The organism is Bradyrhizobium sp. SBR1B (assembly GCF_014198205.1).
GTDB lineage: Bacteria > Pseudomonadota > Alphaproteobacteria > Rhizobiales > Xanthobacteraceae > Bradyrhizobium.
The window spans coordinates 359425-377602 of sequence record NZ_JACIHC010000002.1; the positions used below are offsets into that span (position 1 = coordinate 359425).

At 63.3% G+C, this 18178-nt stretch carries 19 protein-coding genes and 1 pseudogene; 8 read left to right on the forward strand and 12 right to left on the reverse strand.

Annotation, left to right across the window (positions count from 1 at the left end; translation table 11 throughout):
* Positions 1–127 precede the first annotated feature (127 nt).
* From GGD61_RS06390 to GGD61_RS06405, 4 genes are all read right to left on the reverse strand, one after another.
* Positions 128–514 carry a histone gene (locus GGD61_RS06390; protein ID WP_092255309.1) on the reverse strand — a complete coding sequence of 129 codons (387 nt, stop codon included), beginning with the start codon at positions 512–514 and terminating at the stop codon, positions 128–130.
* A gap of 84 nt (positions 515–598) precedes the next feature.
* Positions 599–1921: a glycolate oxidase subunit GlcF gene (glcF, locus tag GGD61_RS06395; RefSeq protein WP_092255312.1), complete on the reverse strand. Its 1323-nt coding sequence runs from the start codon at positions 1919–1921 to the stop codon at positions 599–601.
* Positions 1918–3156 carry an FAD-binding protein gene (locus tag GGD61_RS06400; RefSeq protein ID WP_183230435.1) on the reverse strand — a complete coding sequence of 413 codons (1239 nt, stop codon included), beginning with the start codon at positions 3154–3156 and terminating at the stop codon, positions 1918–1920. The genes glcF and GGD61_RS06400 overlap by 4 nt, the downstream gene beginning before the upstream one ends.
* Before the next feature lie 71 nt (positions 3157–3227).
* Positions 3228–4721 (reverse strand): FAD-linked oxidase C-terminal domain-containing protein, encoded by a 1494-nt coding sequence (locus GGD61_RS06405; RefSeq protein WP_092255315.1) that lies wholly within the window; start codon positions 4719–4721, stop codon positions 3228–3230.
* 229 nt (positions 4722–4950) lie between these two features.
* On the opposite strand from GGD61_RS06405, the gene cycA reads away from it, so the two are divergent.
* Positions 4951–5346, forward strand: a complete 396-nt coding sequence (cycA, locus tag GGD61_RS06410; protein ID WP_018321894.1) for a cytochrome c-550 CycA — start codon at positions 4951–4953, stop codon at positions 5344–5346.
* A gap of 1166 nt (positions 5347–6512) precedes the next feature.
* Here cycA and GGD61_RS06415 read toward each other — a convergent pair.
* Positions 6513–7469, reverse strand: a complete 957-nt coding sequence (locus GGD61_RS06415; RefSeq protein ID WP_183230436.1) for an alpha/beta fold hydrolase — start codon at positions 7467–7469, stop codon at positions 6513–6515.
* Between the two features lie 343 nt (positions 7470–7812).
* Here GGD61_RS06415 and GGD61_RS06420 point away from each other — a divergent pair, with 343 nt between their 5' ends.
* Entirely contained in the window at positions 7813–7995 is a 183-nt protein-coding gene (locus tag GGD61_RS06420) for a hypothetical protein (RefSeq protein WP_038972834.1), read from the forward strand.
* 7 nt (positions 7996–8002) lie between these two features.
* Here the strand turns inward: GGD61_RS06420 and GGD61_RS06425 are convergent, their stop codons facing one another.
* From GGD61_RS06425 to ykgO, 3 genes are all read right to left on the reverse strand, one after another.
* A complete protein-coding gene (locus tag GGD61_RS06425; protein WP_026202573.1) occupies positions 8003–8263 on the reverse strand; it encodes a hypothetical protein in 261 nt (86 codons plus the stop codon).
* 140 nt (positions 8264–8403) lie between these two features.
* Positions 8404–9036: a tetratricopeptide repeat protein gene (locus GGD61_RS06430; RefSeq protein ID WP_026202572.1), complete on the reverse strand. Its 633-nt coding sequence runs from the start codon at positions 9034–9036 to the stop codon at positions 8404–8406.
* A 105-nt stretch (positions 9037–9141) separates the two neighbouring features.
* A complete protein-coding gene (gene ykgO / locus GGD61_RS06435; RefSeq protein ID WP_006611362.1) occupies positions 9142–9267 on the reverse strand; it encodes a type B 50S ribosomal protein L36 in 126 nt (41 codons plus the stop codon).
* Positions 9268–9576: 309 nt separating this feature from the next.
* On the opposite strand from ykgO, the gene GGD61_RS06440 reads away from it, so the two are divergent.
* Positions 9577–10461, forward strand: a complete 885-nt coding sequence (locus tag GGD61_RS06440; RefSeq protein ID WP_018321552.1) for a 4-hydroxyphenyl-beta-ketoacyl-CoA hydrolase — start codon at positions 9577–9579, stop codon at positions 10459–10461.
* 302 nt (positions 10462–10763) lie between these two features.
* Here the strand turns inward: GGD61_RS06440 and GGD61_RS40205 are convergent.
* A pseudogene (locus GGD61_RS40205) lies at positions 10764–10850 on the reverse strand (oxidoreductase); the annotation flags it as partial.
* Positions 10851–10874: 24 nt separating this feature from the next.
* Here GGD61_RS40205 and GGD61_RS06445 point away from each other — a divergent pair.
* Positions 10875–11204: a helix-turn-helix domain-containing protein gene (locus GGD61_RS06445; protein WP_244550649.1), complete on the forward strand. Its 330-nt coding sequence runs from the start codon at positions 10875–10877 to the stop codon at positions 11202–11204.
* Between the two features lie 460 nt (positions 11205–11664).
* On the opposite strand, the gene GGD61_RS06450 is transcribed toward GGD61_RS06445, so the two are convergent.
* The gene (locus GGD61_RS06450; RefSeq protein ID WP_183230437.1) at positions 11665–13428 is read right to left on the reverse strand and encodes a caspase family protein; all 1764 of its coding nucleotides are present in this window, start codon (positions 13426–13428) and stop codon (positions 11665–11667) included.
* A gap of 193 nt (positions 13429–13621) precedes the next feature.
* Between GGD61_RS06450 and GGD61_RS06455 the strand changes: the two genes are divergently transcribed.
* Genes GGD61_RS06455 through GGD61_RS06465 form a run of 3 tightly spaced genes read left to right on the forward strand, consistent with a single transcriptional unit; the run spans position 13622 to position 15749 of the window.
* The gene (locus GGD61_RS06455) at positions 13622–14353 is read left to right on the forward strand and encodes a haloacid dehalogenase type II (RefSeq protein ID WP_183230438.1); all 732 of its coding nucleotides are present in this window, start codon (positions 13622–13624) and stop codon (positions 14351–14353) included.
* Between the two features lie 38 nt (positions 14354–14391).
* The gene (locus tag GGD61_RS06460) at positions 14392–14859 is read left to right on the forward strand and encodes a YbaK/EbsC family protein (RefSeq protein WP_018321547.1); all 468 of its coding nucleotides are present in this window, start codon (positions 14392–14394) and stop codon (positions 14857–14859) included.
* A gap of 59 nt (positions 14860–14918) precedes the next feature.
* Positions 14919–15749 (forward strand): adenylate/guanylate cyclase domain-containing protein, encoded by an 831-nt coding sequence (locus tag GGD61_RS06465; RefSeq protein WP_092255922.1) that lies wholly within the window; start codon positions 14919–14921, stop codon positions 15747–15749.
* Between the two features lie 171 nt (positions 15750–15920).
* Here the strand turns inward: GGD61_RS06465 and GGD61_RS06470 are convergent, their stop codons facing one another.
* Positions 15921–16262 carry a hypothetical protein gene (locus GGD61_RS06470; protein ID WP_049815046.1) on the reverse strand — a complete coding sequence of 114 codons (342 nt, stop codon included), beginning with the start codon at positions 16260–16262 and terminating at the stop codon, positions 15921–15923.
* 95 nt (positions 16263–16357) lie between these two features.
* A complete protein-coding gene (locus tag GGD61_RS06475) occupies positions 16358–17344 on the reverse strand; it encodes a tripartite tricarboxylate transporter substrate binding protein (protein ID WP_183230439.1) in 987 nt (328 codons plus the stop codon).
* 148 nt (positions 17345–17492) lie between these two features.
* On the opposite strand from GGD61_RS06475, the gene GGD61_RS06480 reads away from it, so the two are divergent.
* Complete coding sequence (locus GGD61_RS06480; RefSeq protein ID WP_018321542.1) at positions 17493–17750, forward strand: hypothetical protein; 258 nt, start codon at positions 17493–17495, stop codon at positions 17748–17750.
* Positions 17751–18178: the final 428 nt, after the last annotated feature.

Consider the following 18178-nt stretch of genomic DNA (forward strand, 5'->3'; position numbering starts at 1 on the left):
AACCGGGCTACGAATCAGGCTGGCGGGGGGAAGAGACGGCTTCGGGAGGTACTTGCGGCGATGCAAAAAGGCCGCAGCGTCACCGCAGCGGCCTTCCCTGTTGGCGATCGCGGTCGCAGGACGGGAGCTAGCTTTGCCCCTCGGCCGGTGCCGCTTCCGCAGAAGACGAAGGCATCGCCCAGCTCGTCTCGGCGGCCGGCTCGGGAGCCGGAGCTGGCGCCGGCGCTGACGGCTTCGGCGCGGGCGCTGCCTTCGCCTTCTTCGGTGCCGCTTTCTTCGCGGCCTTCTTCGGTGCAGCCGGCTTGGCTGCTTTCTTGGCTGTCTTCTTCACAGCCTTCTTGGCGGCCTTCTTTGGGGCGGCCTTCTTCGAAGCTTTCTTGCCAGCTTTCTTGGCAGTTTTCCTGGCAGCTTTCTTCGTGGATTTCTTGGCAGACTTCTTCGCGGACTTCTTCGCCGCTACAGCCTTCTTCGCCTTTTTGGCCTTCTTGCTTTTTTTCTTCTTCGCTTTCGCCATCGTGGTCCTCCTGTTGCCGACGAACAATGGTCGATCGGGCGTCGTTCTACCGTCGCCTCCGGAGGAAAGCTCAGGCTTGAAAGCTCAAACTTGCGCGTTCAATGCCGGCCGCGACCCGCCCGTAGCCCAATCGAGAAGCTCAATCGTGTGTACGACCGGAACTGACGTGCCACTGGCAATCTGCACCATGCAGCCGATATTGCCCGCGGCAATCATGTCCGGCTTGACGCTTGCGATGTTGGCGACCTTGCGATCGCGCAACCGGCCCGCAAGCTCGGGCTGGAGAATGTTGTAGGTCCCCGCCGAGCCGCAACACAAATGGCTCTCGGGTACATCTTTCACCACGAATCCATTCTTGGAAAGCAATTCTTTCGGAAGGCCCGTGATTTTCTGCCCATGTTGCAACGAACACGCCGAGTGATAGGCGACGACGATGTTGTCATGTCGCGCAGTCGGCTCGAGTGCGAGGCCGGCGATGTATTCGGTGATGTCCTTGGCGAGCGCGGACACCCTCGCCGCATCGGCGGCGAACGCAGCATCCTCGCGCAGCAGATAGCCGTAGTCCTTGATCACTGTGCCGCAGCCGGACGCCGTCACCAGGATGGCGTCGAGCCCCTCGCCGGCCGCTTCCTTCCGCCACGCCGCAACGTTGGCTCGCGCCCGCGCCAATGCATCCTGATCGTTGCCGAGGTGATGGGTCAGCGCGCCGCAGCACTGCTCGTCCCGGACCAGGACAACCTCAACGCCGTGGCGGGTGAGAAGACTGATGGCCGCCTGGTTAATGCGCGGCGCCAGGACCTGCTGGGCGCAGCCCTGGAGCAGCGCGACCCGGCCGCGCTTCTTGCCGAGCGCCGCGAACACGCTGCCCGCGGCGGGGCCCGGCGGCGGCAGCCGGTGCGGGGCCAGCGCCAGCATCGCCTTGATGCGCTGGATCAGGCCGGGCGTCGCCGAGGGCCGCGGCGTCGGCAGGAAAACGGCAAGCGGACGGGCCAGCCGCGCCAGCACCATGCTGATGCGGAAACGCTGCGGATCCGGCAGGACGAAGGCCAGCACCTGGCGCAGCAGCCGCTCGGCCAGCGGCCGCTGATAGCGCTGCTCGATCCTGACTCGGGCCTGGTCGACGAGATGCATGTAGTTCACCCCTGAGGGGCAGGTCGTCATGCAGGCCAGGCACGACAGGCAGCGGTCGACGTGCTTGACCACCTCCGCCGTCGGCGCCTGGTCCTTCTCCAGCATCTCCTTGATCAGGTAGATGCGGCCGCGCGGACTATCGAGCTCGTCACCGAGCAGCACATAGGTCGGACAGGTTGCGGTGCAGAAGCCGCAATGGACGCAGGCGCGCAGGATCTTGTCGGCTTCCGCGATGTCGGGATCGGCAAGCTGGGCGAGTGAGAATTCGGTCTTCATGCCACAGCGCCTCGGCTCAAGCGGCCCCGGTTGAGAACGGCCTTTGGATCGAAACTGGCGCGCACCCGCTCGCTCAGGGCGGCAATGCCCGGCGCCTGCGGATGAAAGACGTCGACCTCGCGCCTGACGTCCTCGGCCGCCTGGATCAGCGTGGCGTGACCGCCGACGGCGTTGGCACGCATCCGAACAGCCGGAGCATGCGCGTCGCCCTTTGGCGGCAATGCCGCCCAGATCAGACCGCCGCCCCAATCATAGATCACGTCGCCGCCGGTCTCGCGCGCCAATTGCGAGCCGAGCGCAGCGCCTGAGGCCGGCGGGCAGACGATCCGCCAAACCGGCCAGGCGCCAAGCGCGCCGCTGGCCGCGAACGGCAGCACGTCGCGGATCGTGGCCCACAGCGCGGCAGACGCCGCGTCCTCGATCAGCGTCGCGGTTCCGAACGGCGCCAGCAATTCCCGCAGCGAGTTGGCGCGGTGGGCGGCTGAGGCCGTGATGCCCTCGAGCCGCAGCACAGTCAGCGCCTCGTCCTGGCCTGCGAGATCACCAAGCCCGTCGGTCTTGGCCCGGAACGCCGATTTCGGCAGATGCGCGGCACCGGAAACGTCGAAGGGCGAGCCGAGCGCCGCGGTCATCGCCTTGTTGGCGGCGGCATCATCTAACCCGCGCAGCAGCAGCGTCCGCTCGGCCTCGGGCTTGGGCATCACCTTCAGCGTGACCTCGGTCATGACGGACAGCGTGCCCCAGGACCCCGCGAGCAGCTTGCAGAGGTCGTAGCCGGTGACGTTCTTCACCACCTTGCCGCCGGTCTTGAAGCTGTCGCCGAAGCCCGAGACGGCGTGCGCCCCGAGCAAATGGTCGCGCGCCCCGCCCGCCCTGATCCGCCGCGGCCCGGCCAGCCCGGCCGCGATCATGCCGCCGATGGTTCCGAGCGCGGGCGTGCCGAGCAGCGGCGCGGTGTTGACAGGCTCGAACGCGAATTGCTGGTTCTTGGTATCGATCAGCGCCAGCACATCGGCCAGCGGCGCGCCGGCCTGGAGCGTGATGATCAGCTCGTTCGGCTCGTAGGAGGTGACGGCGTTCAGCGCGGAGAGGTCGAGCACGGCGTTGGTCGCCATGGCATGGCCGATGCCGCGCTTGGAGCCGTGACCGATAATCTCGAGCGGCTGCTCATTGGCAATCGCCGCGCGCACCACCTCTTCGACGTCTTTGGCGTCTCTGACCTTAAGCGTATCCACGACTGAGCCGGTATCCAAGTTTAGAACGGAAAGCAAATTTGGCGGTTGCAGCGAAGGCGCAGCGACCGACGCTAGAACCGCGGGAGATCCGGAAACGCCAGCTTGCCGGCATGCACATGCATGCGGCCGAGCTCGGCGCAGCGGTGCAGGGTCGGAAACACTTTTCCGGGATTGAGCAGGCCTTGCGAATCGAAGGCGCATTTCAGCCGCTGCTGCTGGTTGAGGTCGATCTCGCTGAACATGTCGGGCATCAGGTCGCGCTTCTCGATGCCGACGCCGTGCTCGCCGGTGAGCACGCCGCCGAACTCGACGCAGGCGCGCAGGATATCGGCGCCGAAGGCCTCGGCGCGCTCGATCTCGCCGGGCTTGTTGGCATCGTAGAGGATCAGCGGGTGCAGATTGCCGTCACCGGCGTGGAACACGTTGGCGCAGCCGAGCTGGTATTTTTCGCCGAGCTCGCGGATGCGCGCCAGCGCCTTCGGCAGCGCGCCGCGGGGAATTGTGCCGTCCATGCAGAGATAGTCCGGCGAGATCCGGCCGACGGCGGGGAACGCAGCCTTGCGGCCGGCCCAGAACAGATTGCGCTCGGCTTCCGAATTGGAGATCTGCAGCGTTACCGAGCCGCAGCCGCGTGCGATGGTCTCGACGCGCGTGATCAGCTCGTCGACCTCGATCTTGGGCCCGTCGAGCTCGATGATGAGCAGCGCTTCGACATCGAGCGGATAGCCGGCATGGACGAAGGCCTCGGCGGCGTGGATCGCGGGCTTGTCCATCATCTCCATGCCGCCAGGAATGATGCCGGCGCCGATGATCCGCGCCACGCATTCGCCGGCGGCCTCGACCTCGGCGAAGCCGACCATCAACGCACGCGCCGTCTCCGGCTTCTGCAGGATGCGCACCGTGATCTCGGTGATGACGCCGAGCAGCCCTTCCGAGCCGGTGATGACGCCCATCAAATCGTAGCCCGGGTTCTCGCACCCCTTGCCGCCGATGCGCAGGATCTCGCCGCTCATCAGCACGATCTCGCAACCGAGCACGTTGTTGGTGGTCATGCCGTATTTGAGGCAGTGCACGCCGCCGGAATTCTCCGCGACATTGCCGCCGATCGAGCAGGCGATCTGCGAGGACGGGTCGGGCGCGTAATAGAAGCCGGCATGAGCGACCGCCTGGCTGATGGCGAGGTTGGTGACGCCGGGCTCGGTGACGACGACGCGATTGTCGAAATCGATCTCGCGGATGCGCTTGAACTTGCCGAGCCCCAGCAGCACGCCGTCTTCGAGCGGCAGCGCCCCGCCTGAGAGCGATGTGCCGGAGCCGCGCGGCACCACTTTGATACCTTGCCCTGCACAATATTTCAGGATGAGGGAGACCTGCTCGGTCGTATCGGGCAGCACCACGACCATCGGCGGCTGCCGATAGGCCGTCAGCCCGTCGGATTCATAGGCCCGCATCTCCGCAGGCGTATCGATCACGCCCTCGCCGGGCACGAACGCGCGCAATGCAGCAACGATCTCGGCACGCCGCGCGAGCACGGCCTGGTCGCTTGCGGGCATCATGATGGCCATTTTGTGGAGCCTTCGTCCGACGGATGGAATTGTTTCGGCAAATCAATCATGTCTTGCCGTCTTTGGGTAGGTCCTCCGAAGGTCTCATTGCTTTGTTGCAGCGCAAGTTCTCTCTGGGGCAAGTCTGCTATCAGGAAACCTGTCAAAGTTTCGCGGCTTGTCCACTTGCATCGAACCTGCCAAAACCACGACCCTCCATCTGACCCGGGAAGAGACGAAGAGCACACTTATGACAAAACTGACTTTCGGCGCGCTGACGATCCTCACCGTCATTGCCACCGCACCCGCCGCGATGGCGCAGGATGTCGCGGCCGGCAAGACATCGTTCAACAAATGCCTGGCCTGCCACGCGATCGGCGAAGGCGCCAAGAACAAGGTCGGCCCCGAGCTCAACGGTCTCAACGGCCGCAAGTCGGGCACGGCTGAGGGCTACAGCTACTCGGACGCGAACAAGAATTCCGGCATCACCTGGGACGAGGCCGTGTTCAAGGAATACATCAAGGACCCCAAGGCCAAGATCCCCGGCACCAAGATGGCGTTCGCCGGCATCAAGAACGAGACCGAGATCAACAATCTCTGGGCCTATGTCTCGCAGTTCGACAAGGACGGGAAGATCAAGCAGTAAGCACGGATCGGTCGACAGCTTCGGCTTCGGTTCTGACCGAGTCAGAACCGAAGCTGCGGCTTTTTGTTTGGCGCGTTTTTTTGCGCCGTCATTGCGAGCGCAGCGACTTGTCCGCCGAAGCCTTGGCGAAGGCGGAAGCAATCCAGAATCATTCCTCCGAAAGACTCTGGATTGCTTCGTCGCAAGAGCTCCTCGCAATGACGGAGCAAGGGCGGCATCGCGATGCTCCAATGCACATCCCAGCTGCAGTGCCGTAGGGTGGGCAAAGGCGCGTAGCGCCGTGCCCACGATCTCTCTCCATGAGCAACAAGGCGTGGGCACGCTGCGCTTTGCCCACCCTACGAGATCTGGTTTGTGGCACGCAGCTCAATCGCACACGCAGCTTTGCGGCCTCGCGGCGCGTTCGCCCGAGCTTTGCTTGGTCGCTCCACCCTCTCATCCAAGAGGGCGCAGGGAAGGCCGGGTGCCGGCTCGCACCCGCGGTCCGCTGCGCAATAGGCACACGCAGAAGAACCGCACAGCAGCATACAGGTGTCGCCGATCACTCGGCCTTCCCTGCGCGGTGGTTGGACGGCTTATGCCGTGATCTCCCGGGAGCCGACCATTCCTTCTGGCCTCCCTCGCCCCGCGAATTTGGATGATGCAGTCTGCCCGGTTGGGCTCGCTCGCACCTTCGCAAGGACTTGACCGTAGCAACGACGGCCAGGACCACACGGTTTTGCCGTACGCACGGCCCGCCATTTCGCCGCAGTTTTCCCGAGCCCTGTCGACGAAGCCGGAAACTTACAGACGAGACGAAGCCTTGCAGCGCCGTCGTCCGCACGAAGCCTCGGGCTCACAGGGACTACCCGCCCTGCCCGCGCCTCTCGTGCCGACGCTGCCGCGTCCACCGCAAGCCCGGCTCGCGACAGTGACGACCACATAGTCGCCCCTCTTGGGTGAGCCGGGATGGGCGACACATACGCCGAAACCGAATTTCGGTAAAGTGGAACATTTTTAGCGAAGCGGATTGACAGAGGGCGACACAGGCACGGTGCCGTAGGGTGGGCAAAGCGAAGCGTGCCCACGTATCTTTCGCGACCGAGAGAGCTCGTGGGCACGGCGCAAATGCGCCTTAGCCCACCCTACGAGAGCTCTACGGGTGCAGCCACTTCGCGCGAAAAAGCTTAATCAGCCGCCGCCTGTGCCGGGGCGATGCTACCGATCATCGTCTCGATTTCCGTCTTCACGAGCTCCGGCACGGCGTTCTGCACCATGTGGCCGAGATCGGGCAGCACGATCAGCTTCGCATGCGGCACCATGGCCGCGAACGGGCGCGCGTGGATGTTGGTCTTCACCGTCTTGTCGGGCTCGCCGGCAATGATCGTGACCGGCACCGAGATCTCGCCATAGCGCGCGGCTTGCGCAGTCACCGCCTCCTTCAGCGTCACCAGATCATAGGCATTGGCGATGAACTCGCGCGGGCGCAGCAGCAGCGGCGTCGCGGAGTCCTGCACGAATCCATCCGGCATCATCTGCGGCAGAAACACGTTGCGCGCGCCGGGCTCGGCCAGAAAGTACCCGAGCGGCAGGGTGATCGTGTAGGCGAGCAGCGGACCGATCACCGGCGTTGCGATGAACTCATTGTAACGGCCGACACCGCCGCGCCAGGGATGGGTGACGGGAGCGAGCATGACGAGGCCGGCGACGCGGCCGGGATGATCGAGCGCGATCCGCGCGCCGAGCGCGCCGCTCCAGGAATGCACGACGAAGACCGCGCGCTCGATCCCGAGCTTGCCAAGCGCCTCATCGATCATCCGCGCCTGGACCTGCGGCGTCGAATCCTCGCGCCGCGCGCGCGTGCTCCAGCCATGGCCGGGACGGTCGACCAGGATGACGCGATGATCTTTGGCGAGCAGGTCGCCGAGCGGGCGCCGCATCGCTTCGAGATTGGAGCTCGCGCCGTGCAGCATCACGATCGGCAGGCCTGCTTCGCGCGGACCGATATCGACGACGTGAAGCGTCGCGCCATCAACCTCGACCATCCCGCCCTGCGGCGGAAAGGCGCGCTGCACGGCGACGATTCCAGCCTGCGTGACCAGCGCCAGCTGAACCAGCGCCGTCACGACTGACATCACGATCATGGAGAGAATCCGGGTGATCCTGGGCACAGGGCAGTTACGGGCGTTATGGGCGGCAGTTTCGCTCCGCCAGCCTTCCGCGCTTGCGCCGAAACTGCCGGGGCTGTGGATATGTGCATAATTGAAGAACGTGAAAACTCAATAGAATCAACAATATTCCAGGAGGACACGCAAGCCTCGGAACAGCTTCATGGGGCCGTCATCGCGGCCTCCATATAATCGCCATGGTCGGTTCCGCCATCTAGGCGCGGGTGGGCGCCGATCCTCCTCGCAGGCCCCGGGGCAACCTCAGGGGATGCGGGAAAGACCGGCAGGATTTGTCCTGATTTGAACCGGAGGATTTTCGATGAGCTTCAGATCGAACGACACTGCGATCGACGAGATCGTGGCGAGCTGCAACGGCGATCTGCGCGGTGCCGTGAGGGCGCTGCTGCTGATCAACGAGCACCTGGAATCGGAGCTTGCAAAGGCTTACGCCGCAGCCGCCGATCGCGGCCTGGTCGAGCGCGGCGGCAACGCCCTGCACTAGATGCAGGCTAGTTCGTGCCGTCCTCGGCTTTTTCCTCGTCCGGCGTAGGCACGGGACAGGCACGGATCGTCGAACGGGCAAGCTTGGCATCGGCCCTCGATTTGTAGGGACCGTCGCCGAACCAGATATCGCCGATGATGACCGGGTTGCTGGTCACGATGTTGCATTTTCCGGTGGCGCGGTTGCCGACCACCCAGAAAAGTCCGTCGGCGAAGCTCACCGTCCCCGACGCGAGCAGCAAGCTACCCGCAAAGATCAAACGCTTCATGGCTTTTGCTCCTGCCATGCAGGTAGGCCTGCGGCGGCGCCGGCAATAGTGCTCACGATGCCGCGCTTCCGATCGTGGTTAATCGGCGCAGGCGGCCATCACTCGGAAGATGATCAAACTATCCTCGTCCGGATCGTGCGCTAGATATCCCGTCCCTCGACCTTCTCGGTCAACGCCTTGACCTGGTCGGGAATCTTTTCGAGATGCGGATTGACGGCGAGCGCCTTGCGATAGGCCTCGAGCGCGCGCTTCTCGTCGCCGACCTCCTGCATGATCATGCCGAGGCCAGCGAGCGCGCCGAAATGGCGCGGCTCCCGGATCAGCACCTGCTGGATGTCCGCGAGCGAACGGCCATAGTCGTTCTGCATGTAATAGAGCGTGGCGCGCCGGTTCCAGGCCTCGATGTAGTCGGGCCTGAGCTTGATGACCGAATCCAAGAGCTTGATCGCGACCTCGATCTTCTTGGCGTCGACCGCGGTCTTGGCGCGGGCCATCAACAGCGCAGCGGTGTCGCTCGGGGTCTGCAGCCAGATCGCCCAGATCCGCGCCTCGACATGCTTGGCGCTGGCCTCGTCGGGCGCCGCCTTCAGCGCGCCGAACAGGAATTCGAGATTCTTGTTGCGATCGACCTTGGGCAGCTTGGCCGGCGCCTCGGGGAGCTTCTTCTGCTTGCCGGGCGGCTCAATCTGCTGTGCCAGGGCCGGGGCAAGGCCGGAGGTTCCCAGCACAAGGGCCAGACACAGGGTGCGCGCGAAGAGGAATCTCACTGCCATGGTCGAAGTCTAAACGCGCAAAGCCGCCCTTGCAAAGCAAAGGCGGCGTTAAACTCGTGTGAGACCGTGGTCTTGCGGGGCGCGCTCAGGAGCCCTCGGCAGGGATCAGCCCTGACGAGCCTTGAAGCGGCGCTGCACCTTGTTGATCACATAGACCCGGCCCTTGCGGCGGACCAGGCGGTTGGCGCGATGGCGACCGCGCAGCGATTTCAGCGAGTTACGGACCTTCATGGCGGAATCCTGAACGTTCGAAAGGCCGTGTTCGGCACTACCGTTTCGGCACGCGCGAATGTGGCAAAATGAGATTTTTCCCGCCGGCGGACGACCGCCCGGGACGGGGCGGTTCTTAAGGCATGGCGGGAGGTGATGTCAATGTTAACTGCCCCGTTCCGAACCGGCAAATTCGTGAAAACAACCCCATGCACCGTAGAACCGGCCGGATCGGCCCGATTTATCGCAAGGGAATCAGTCCTTTCGACGACGCCTTGCCAAATTCGTTATATGATATAATCAATTCGGCAACCCGTCGGGAGGAAACCCATGCCGAAGCTGAAGCTGCCCAATATCGACGATGTCGTGGCCATCGACATCCACACCCACGCCGAGGAGCCCTGCGGCTGCCATCCCGACGACGGCTATGACGATTTCCAGGCGCAGATGGCGGAGTATTTCAAGTCGCCGAACAAGCATCCGCCGACGGTGCCGGAGACCGCGGCCTACTACCGCTCCAAGAACATCGCCGCGGTGATCTTCCCGGTCGACGCCGAGCGCGAGACCGGCTTCCGCCGCTACAACAATTACGAGATGATCGAGGCCGCCTCTGACCATCTCGACGTCCTCATCCCCTTCGTCTCGATCGACCCGCATAAGGGCAAGCTCGGCGCGCGCGAGGCGCGCAAGCTGATCGAGGAATACGGGGTGCGCGGCTTCAAATTCCACCCGACCATGCAGGGCTTCTACGCCAACGACCGCATGGCCTATCCGCTCTATGAAGAGATCAACAATGGCGGCGCGGTCGCGCTTTTCCACACCGGCCAGACCGGCGTCGGTTCGGGCATGCCCGGCGGCATGGGCATGCGGCTAAAATATTCCAACCCGATGTACATGGACGACGTCGCGGCCGATTTCCCCGACCTCAAGATCATCCTCGCCCACCCCTCCTTCCCCTGGCAGGAAGAGGCGCTCTCCGTCGCGACCCACAAGCCGAACGTCTATATCGATCTCTCGGGCTGGTCGCCGAAGTACTTCCCGCCGATCCTGGTGCGCTACATCAACTCGATTCTGCAGGACAAGATGCTGTTCGGCTCGGACTGGCCGGTGATCACACCGGACCGCTGGCTGTCGGACTTCGCCAAGATCGAGATCCGCGACGAGATCCGGCCGAAGGTGCTGAAGGCGAACGCGCGCAAGCTGCTGGGGATCTGAAGCGGGTGGGCTGACGTCGGATCGAACTCGGACAATAGCAGCGCTCTCTCCGTTCCCTCCCCCCTTGTGGGGGAGGGGCGGGGAGGGGGGTGCCACTCGGAGATTCTTTCCGTCGCGCACCCTAGCGCTGTGCATCGTCAACAGCCGGCGCCTTTTTCTGGGCTACCCCTCTCCCTAGCCCTCCCCCACAAGGGGGGAGGGAACACACCTCCGCCGGGGCGCTCGGCGGATCTTATCTCATCACGCCTTCGAAAGCGCATGAGGGCTTCGATCGAGCGACCGAAGCCCTCATGCTCAAGACCTCATACTTGCGCGAGGCCTCCATCGACGAAGACCTCGCCGCCCGTCATGAAGCTGCTGTCCGAGGACGCCAGGAACGCGGCCACCGCGGCTTAGATGCAACCCTGCGGGTCGTGGCCGGCAAGTGGAAGCCGCTGATCCTCTACTTCGTCGCCCAGGGTGGCCCGACCCGCTATGGCGAGCTCCGGCGCGCGATCCGCGACGTCAGCGACAAGGTGCTGATCCAGCAGTTGAAGGAGCTGGAGGCCGACGGTCTCGTGAAGCGGACCGACTACAAGGAGGTGCCTCCGCGGGTCGACTACAGCCTCACTCCGTTGGGTCACAGCCTCGCCCAGGCCCTCGTGCCGCTCTGCACGTGGGGCACGGAGCACATGGCGGAGGTCAGCCAGGTGTTCGCCGAGAGGGCGACCTGGACGCGGCGGGGACGTCAGCCGACAGGCTAGCTTGAATGGTTGCATCGAACACCATGCAAACTCTACTGCGTCTGCTTCCTCTTAAAACGGTTGTTTAGACAGTTGGCTGGCGAACAATATTTGCGGTGTTTTGCAAAAGCCGAACCGTCCATGGCGCAACTTCCGGTGGGACATTGTCCGCTGTCAGAGCTCATCTTGGCTGCTGGACTGTGCACCTGAGCCCTCGCTTCGACCGCAAGCACCAGCGAACACATCACAACCAAAAGAACTGCAAAAATCCTCGACATCAACCGCCCCCTCGATTCAGTATCAAGTCAGACTTTACCTAAGAATTGACTCGGAAAGAAAGCAAATCGCTCGTTGAGAGCATACGCCTTGCGCCTCGACCGCGGAACGTCTCCATCCATTTGAGCTGATGCAAGTTCAAAACGCGACTAAGCCGACAACAGCCCGACCACAAGCAACTTTCATTTTTCTCCGCCTTGGTGATTCAGCACGTCGGCTGCCGACTGCACCAGATTTTGGCTCTCTGCGGGTCCATCTGCTGAATAGCCCTTGCGTAACATCCCGTGATGGGGCCCATGCATTTCTGGTAGGTACCGTTAGATAGAGCCGCATCAGCGCGCGTGACGGCGGAGGACGAAGAGGGTCTTACTTCGCGGTGCTGCAGCTCTGGCTTTTTCTTTGCTTCAGGCGACGCTCCCTTCTTCTCGCACTCATTCTCGTCGTTCAGGACGTAGCCCTTGCGGCAGCTGATTTTCGTGCAGCGGTCCCCCTCTGCGCGGTAGCCGTTCTCGCAAATCAGCGGACATATTCGCCCGCCCTTGTTTTTGACAGCGTCGAGCGCGTCGGTAGTGGCGACGCTCACATTCAGTTTCATGCCGGCGTGCTTGTTGAAGAGGTCGAGGGCTTTCTGCGAGGGCTCACCCCAAACGCCGTCTACAACGCCCACATTGCATCCCACGCGACGTAGCTCGGCTTGCAGCGCGCGAGCTGTATCGGCGCTGATCTGCTCCGTCTCGACGGGAGGTGGTAGAGCAGCGACTTGCTGGTTCTTTTCTCGCGAGGCCTTCTCACGAATTGCGAGTTCCCGTGCCGCGTTCTCCTGGGCTGTCAGACGAGCTCTTTCAGCGGCAGCAGCCTTGTCCTGCTCGATCTGCTTGACCTTCTCGGCAGCGATGCGGGCCTCTTCAGCAGCCTTGGCAGCCGCAGCTGCTTTTTCTATCTCGAACTGTCTTGCACCTTCTGCGGCAAGTCGAACCCTCTCCTGCTCTGCTAGCCTCGCCTTTTCAGCGGCAGCTGCCCGCGCCTCTTCTGCGGCGATTTTTTTCGCGTGCGCTCTCGCAAGGTTGGCATAGAAGCCATCTGGATATTGAGACAGAAAAGCTTCCCAGCCATCGTGGGTGCCGAGTTGCAGCGCCAACTCGTAGTCCCTTCGGATCGCCGTCTGAGGATCAGCCTGCGGTCCTGTTGGTGACGGCGCCGCCACTGCCGGGACAAGCGATAGATCATCGCCTCCAAGTGAGCCGTAGAGATATGGCTCTTGCCTATTGGCGGTAGACTTCAAGACTTCGTCGCGGACGTAACCAAAAGCCTTTCGCAGATCCAGGCCCGGCTTGGTAACGTGGTGAACCATCGCCGCCGTGAACGGACTGTTCTTGCCATCGCCATCCAGCGCCGTTGAACCTGCCTTTGATGCGAAGGCAATCAGGGTGTTGGGGCTTGACAGTTCTACCTTTGCGAGGCCGCGCCCAATCGCCCTGGACGCGAGGGTCCGCTTCATCACCTTCGAGAACGGGCTGTCACGGCATGCGTCAAGAACCACCAACCGCAACTTTTTCGCAGGCTCGATCGCTACTAACACCCGATCCAGCGACATTGCCTCGTCATAAATGTCAGTGTCACGTTCGAGGACAGCATCGATCGGGACGAGATAATTGACCCCATCAACTTCGATGCCATGACCTGCATAGTAAACGACCGCAACCTCGGCATCGCGGGACTGTTCGATAAAGTCCCGCAGCGCCCGCCTCATATCAGCTACTTTTAGGTCACGACGCAGGTCGACAAGATCGAAGCCGGCAGCCTTCAAGGTTTCCGCCACGAGTGCTGCGTCGCTGGATGGATTGCCGAGCCGCGCGACCTTTTCATAAGCCGAGTTACCGATCACCAGCGCCACGCGACGCTCGGCCTGCGCCGAACCGCAGGTCAGCCAGATGAAAATGAATAATGAAAACCAACGAAGAGCGCCCATTGTAGGCCCCGATCAAAGTGTGCGCAGCCTACGTCGAGCCTGATGAAAGGCAAGCATTGGCTCTGTGATGTTGATCACACTTCGATGCCATGCCTGCAGTGGCAAACTTCCGCTGTGCCTTGGTAAGCTAGCGACAACGCGTACTCCCCCAAGCGGAGTTCGTGTGCCCACAACGGCCCGGAAAGACACCCCGATGCCCATCAAAGCCGTCGTCTTCGACGCCTACGGGACGCTCTATGACATCCAGTCGGTCGCTGACATCACCGAGGATGCGTTTCCCGGCTATGGCGAGATCATCACGCAGGTCTGGCGCATCAAGCAGCTCGAATACACCTGGCTGCGCTCGCTGATGCGGCGCTACCAGGACTTTGCCGCGATCACCCGCGACTCGCTGGCCTATCCGCTGCGCGTGCTCGGGCTGGCCTATGAGAGCGAGACCTTCGAGCGGGTGATCGAGAAATATCTGCATCTCGACCTCTATCCGGACGCGACAAGCGCGCTCACCGCGCTGAAGCCGCGAAAGCTCGCCATCCTCTCCAATGGCAGCCCGGACATGCTGAATACGCTGGTGCGCAACACCAAGCTCGACCGTCTGCTCGATGCCACCATCAGCGTCGATGCCAAGAAGATCTTCAAGCCGAGCCCGGAGGCCTACATGCTGATCGGGGAAGTGCTCGGCACCGCACCGAGCGAGACTCTGTTCGTGTCCTCCAACCCCTGGGACGTCGCGGGCGCGAAGGCGTTCGGGCTGAACGTCGCCTGGATCGAGCGGGTGACGCCGGAGGCGATGGCGCTGGCTTGCGTCGAGAACGAACTCGTGGCACCGCTGACCATGTTCAAGGCGATCCGCACCCAGATGGACGAGCTTGGCTTTGCGCCGGACCACCGCGTCCGCGCGCTCTCCGAGCTGCCAGGGATTGCCTAGGTATCGCCGCCCCGTAAGTCTGAAATGAGCTGCCCGGAATGAGCCTGGAGTCCGTTCGCGCCTTTTTCGCCGAGAAAGCCCCCGACATCTCCGTCATCGAATCCCCGATCAGCTCGGCCACGGTGCCGCTGGCCGCCGAAGCCTATGGCGTCGAGCCCGGAATGATCGCCAAGACGCTGAGCTTGCGCGTCGGCGAACGCGTGATCCTGATCGTCGCCGCCGGCACCTCGCGCATGGACAACAAGAAGGTCAAGGCGCAGTTCGGCGGCAAGCCGAAGATGCTGGGGCTGGAGGAGGTCGCCGACATCACCGGACACGAGGTCGGCGGCGTCTGCCCGTTCGGCCTGAAGTCGCCGCTCCCGATCTATTGCGATGTGTCGCTGAAGGCATTCGACGTCGTGGTCCCGGCCGCGGGCTCGACCCACAGCGCGGTGCGCATCACGCCCGACCGCATGGCCGAGCTGACCGCCGCCGAATGGGTCGATGTCTGCGAGGTCAGGCCTTAAGGCGGCACCGGGTACGATCCCTGATGCTTTTGCCGATCAGGGAGGCTAGCATGGCGCCGATGACCGACGACAAGGTGAAACGACGACTGACCACCGTGCTGTGCGCTGACGTGTACGGCTATTCTCGTCTCATGGAAGCAGACGAGACCGGAACGTTGGAAACGCTCCGCCGCTACCGCACCGCCATCGCGCGATTGGTCGAGCGCCGTGACGGCCGCATCGTGAATACCTGGGGCGATGCCGTGATCGCCGAGTTCGCCAGCGTCGTCGAGGCCGTGCAATGCGCGGTCGAGATTCAGCAGGAGATCTCCAGTCAGGCTGCGGACGCGCCGCAGGCGAGCCCGATGCAGTTTCGCATCGGCATCAACCTCGGCGACGTCATGGTGGACGGCTCTGACATCTATGGCGACGGGGTCAATATCGCATCACGGCTGCAAGAGCTCGCCGAGCCCGGCGGCGTCGTGATCTCGAGCTCGGTCTACGACCAGGTGCACAACAAATTATCCGTCGGCTTCGACTGCCTCGGCCAGCGTCCCCTGAAGAACATTGCTCCCTTGACCAGCTATCGGCTGACCCTGGGCGGCCGAGCTGCTGCACAAGGGAGCTTCCCGATCGAGGAAAGCGCAGCTCCCTCAGAAAGAGCGCGTGCTCCGCGGATCGGAGACAGGCGCGAGCTGTCTTCGGCGACGAATATCGTCTCGGATTGGCTCGCAAGGCTGCCCCGCCCGCTGGCAGCGGCCCTCACGGTGTCGGCCTTCCTGATTCTGATCAATCTTTTCACGGGCAACAAGATCTGGTTCCATTGGCCGGTCGCGGCCATTCTCTTCGGTGTCGTCCTGCGGATGGTGCTTGGACAACGACCTGAATCGGACAGCAAGACCGAGCGCTGAACGAGGCGGCACGACCGCATCGTCGCGCCTAAAGCGCGATGAGATCTGGATGAATCGTCATCGCGCTTTAGGTTGTTGTTTGCGCATGATCTTTTCCGGAAAACCGCTTCGCACTTTTCCGGATCATGCTTTAGCGCTGCGCAATTTTCCCGATCATGCGCTCTTCAAAGCCTAATCGTCGTAATCGTCATAGGGACGCTGCGGAGGTGGCAGCGGCGCATTGTTATAGCGCGGCGGTGCGGCCCGATTGCGTGGGACCTGCTGCGGCGGCATTTGGTTGTTCGACTGGAACACGGCGCGGCAGCCGCTCGACAGCTGCGGCGTGTTCTGCTGCAGGCAGGCGGTGATCCGGCTCACGTCCGGAATCTGGTCGCTGCAGAGACGCCAGACGTCCGGCGTACACGCCATCTGCTGTTCCATGGTGCCGCGATATTCCTGGGCGAATGCAGCGCCCTGCGCGACGATGCCGCCGACCGCGAGCGCCACACCCAGCGCAATCCGCTCTGTTCGCATGTCCCGATCCTTCTCGATTCCCATCGATTTTCATCAATCAATGAGGCAGGACCCGGTTCTGGACCAACAACAAAATGTGAAAATGGCTTCGGAACCTACTCCACCTTGCCGATCTTCTTCACCGCCGCGATCAGCCGCTTGCTGTCGGTCGCGACGAATTCGGCGAAGGCCGGTGCGTCCTGATAGGCGACGAGGCTGCCCGAGGTTTCGAAGGCCTTGAGCACGTCGGGACTCGTCATCACCTGTGCCATCGCCTCGCGCAGGCGGGTCGCGATCGGCGCGGGAAGAGAGCTCTGCGCGAACAGCCCGGCCCAGATGTACATCTCGACGTCCTTGTAGCCGAGCTCCTGGAAGGTCGGCACATCGGGAAAGCTCGCGATGCGCTGGGCGCCGCAATTGCCGAGCACGCGCAGCTTGCCGTCGTCGACCTGCGGCTTCAGCGTCCCCGGTGCGGCCGCGATCGCCTGCACGGTCCCACCGAGGATCGCGGTGAGCGCGGGACCGGCGCCGCGGAACGGCACGTGCAGCAGCTTGATGCCGGCGCTGCTCGCGAACATCTCCATCGCCACATGCAGCGTGCCGTAAGGCCCTGACGAGCCGTAGGTGATCTGACCCGGCCGCTTCTTCGCATCCTCGACGAAATCCTGCGCCGTCTTCCACGGCGCGGACGCCGGCACCGCCAGCAGCGTCGGATCGGCGAGCACGCGCGCGATCGGCATGAACTGCGAGACCTCGTAGGCGGCGGGACGGTCGAACAGCCGGTCGGCCTCGGGCAGCACCGCGAGCGAGGACAACGTCATCAGCAGCGTGTAGCCGTCGGGCTCGGCGCGTGCCGCCGCGGCATTGCCGACCGAGCCGCCGCCGCCTCCGGCACGGTTGTCGACGATGACGGCCTTGCCGAGGATCCGCTCCAGCGCCATCGCCACCGGCCGCGCTGCGAGATCGGCCTGTCCGCCGGCCGGAAACGGCACGATCATGGTGATATTGCGGGCGGGATAGGTTTGCGCAGAGGCCGGTCCGGGTAACGCAGCGCGCAGCAACGGCAGTGCAGCAGCGGCGCGCAGGACGTCGCGTCGATCCATGGCAGGTCCCTCCCCCGAATTTTCTTGTTTCGCACCCAGCCTAGCGCCGCGATCGGCAAGAACAAGACGTTTACGAAGCGTTAGCCATGTTCGGCCGAGCCCGGAACGCATGCCTGGAGCCGCTGTTGCCCTCTTGAGGGAGTGCGTGATGCCTAACATTGGAACCATCGATGTCGCGCTGGACGAGATGCTGGTGAATCTCGCCGCGATCGTTCTGAGGCTTGCAAGGCCCGAAGTGACGCGTACGCCGGAAGCGCGCCGCGCGCTGGCGCAATCGGTCCATCAATATGCGGTTTGTGCGAAGCGTTCGAGCGACCCTCGCGTTCACGAACTGAAGTCGCAGCTGGAAGAAACGCTGAAGCCAAGCCTGCGCATCGTCGCAATCGACGGCGTGAAGGTGGCGTAGTCCGGCCCGAAAGACGGCTGCCGTAGGGTGGGCAAAGGCGCGCTCTTCGCGCGCCGTGCCCACGATCACTCTCCGAAATGACCCGCGATGTCGCGAATGTCCCCGCCCCAATCCAAAGGCCCCTGCGGGCGCCGATATCGAGACACCTGTGATCTCTTCAGGCAAAGACGTGGGCACGCTTCGCTTTGCCCACCCTACGATAGTTTGCACAAACGATAGATTGGCGAGATCCCGTAGGGTGGGTAAAGGCGCGCTCTTCGCGCGCCGTGCCCACGATCACTCTCCGAAATGACCGGCGATGTCGCGCATGTCCCCGCCCCAATCCAAAGGCCTCCCTGCGGGCGCCGATATCGAGACACCTGTGATCTCTTCAGGCAAAGACGTGGGCACGCTTCGCTTTGCCCACCCTACGATAGTTTGCACAAACG

Excerpts from the sequence above, each read along its gene's own strand:
- GGD61_RS06450 (WP_183230437.1), bottom strand. The coding sequence starts at position 13,428 with ATGGGCGCTCTTCGTTGGTTTTCATTATTCATTTTCATCTGGCTGACC.
- GGD61_RS06405 (WP_092255315.1), bottom strand. The coding sequence starts at position 4,721 with ATGGCCATCATGATGCCCGCAAGCGACCAGGCCGTGCTCGCGCGGCGT.
- GGD61_RS06420 (WP_038972834.1), top strand. The coding sequence starts at position 7,813 with ATGAGCTTCAGATCGAACGACACTGCGATCGACGAGATCGTGGCGAGC.
- GGD61_RS06455 (WP_183230438.1), top strand. The coding sequence starts at position 13,622 with ATGCCCATCAAAGCCGTCGTCTTCGACGCCTACGGGACGCTCTATGAC.
- GGD61_RS06470 (WP_049815046.1), bottom strand. The coding sequence starts at position 16,262 with ATGCGAACAGAGCGGATTGCGCTGGGTGTGGCGCTCGCGGTCGGCGGC.
- GGD61_RS06440 (WP_018321552.1), top strand. The coding sequence starts at position 9,577 with ATGCCGAAGCTGAAGCTGCCCAATATCGACGATGTCGTGGCCATCGAC.
- GGD61_RS06425 (WP_026202573.1), bottom strand. The coding sequence starts at position 8,263 with ATGAAGCGTTTGATCTTTGCGGGTAGCTTGCTGCTCGCGTCGGGGACG.
- GGD61_RS06430 (WP_026202572.1), bottom strand. The coding sequence starts at position 9,036 with ATGGCAGTGAGATTCCTCTTCGCGCGCACCCTGTGTCTGGCCCTTGTG.
- GGD61_RS06390 (WP_092255309.1), bottom strand. The coding sequence starts at position 514 with ATGGCGAAAGCGAAGAAGAAAAAAAGCAAGAAGGCCAAAAAGGCGAAG.
- ykgO (WP_006611362.1), bottom strand. The coding sequence starts at position 9,267 with ATGAAGGTCCGTAACTCGCTGAAATCGCTGCGCGGTCGCCATCGCGCC.
- GGD61_RS06465 (WP_092255922.1), top strand. The coding sequence starts at position 14,919 with ATGACCGACGACAAGGTGAAACGACGACTGACCACCGTGCTGTGCGCT.
- GGD61_RS06460 (WP_018321547.1), top strand. The coding sequence starts at position 14,392 with ATGAGCCTGGAGTCCGTTCGCGCCTTTTTCGCCGAGAAAGCCCCCGAC.
- cycA (WP_018321894.1), top strand. The coding sequence starts at position 4,951 with ATGACAAAACTGACTTTCGGCGCGCTGACGATCCTCACCGTCATTGCC.
- GGD61_RS06475 (WP_183230439.1), bottom strand. The coding sequence starts at position 17,344 with ATGGATCGACGCGACGTCCTGCGCGCCGCTGCTGCACTGCCGTTGCTG.
- glcF (WP_092255312.1), bottom strand. The coding sequence starts at position 1,921 with ATGAAGACCGAATTCTCACTCGCCCAGCTTGCCGATCCCGACATCGCG.
- GGD61_RS06480 (WP_018321542.1), top strand. The coding sequence starts at position 17,493 with ATGCCTAACATTGGAACCATCGATGTCGCGCTGGACGAGATGCTGGTG.
- GGD61_RS06415 (WP_183230436.1), bottom strand. The coding sequence starts at position 7,469 with ATGATCGTGATGTCAGTCGTGACGGCGCTGGTTCAGCTGGCGCTGGTC.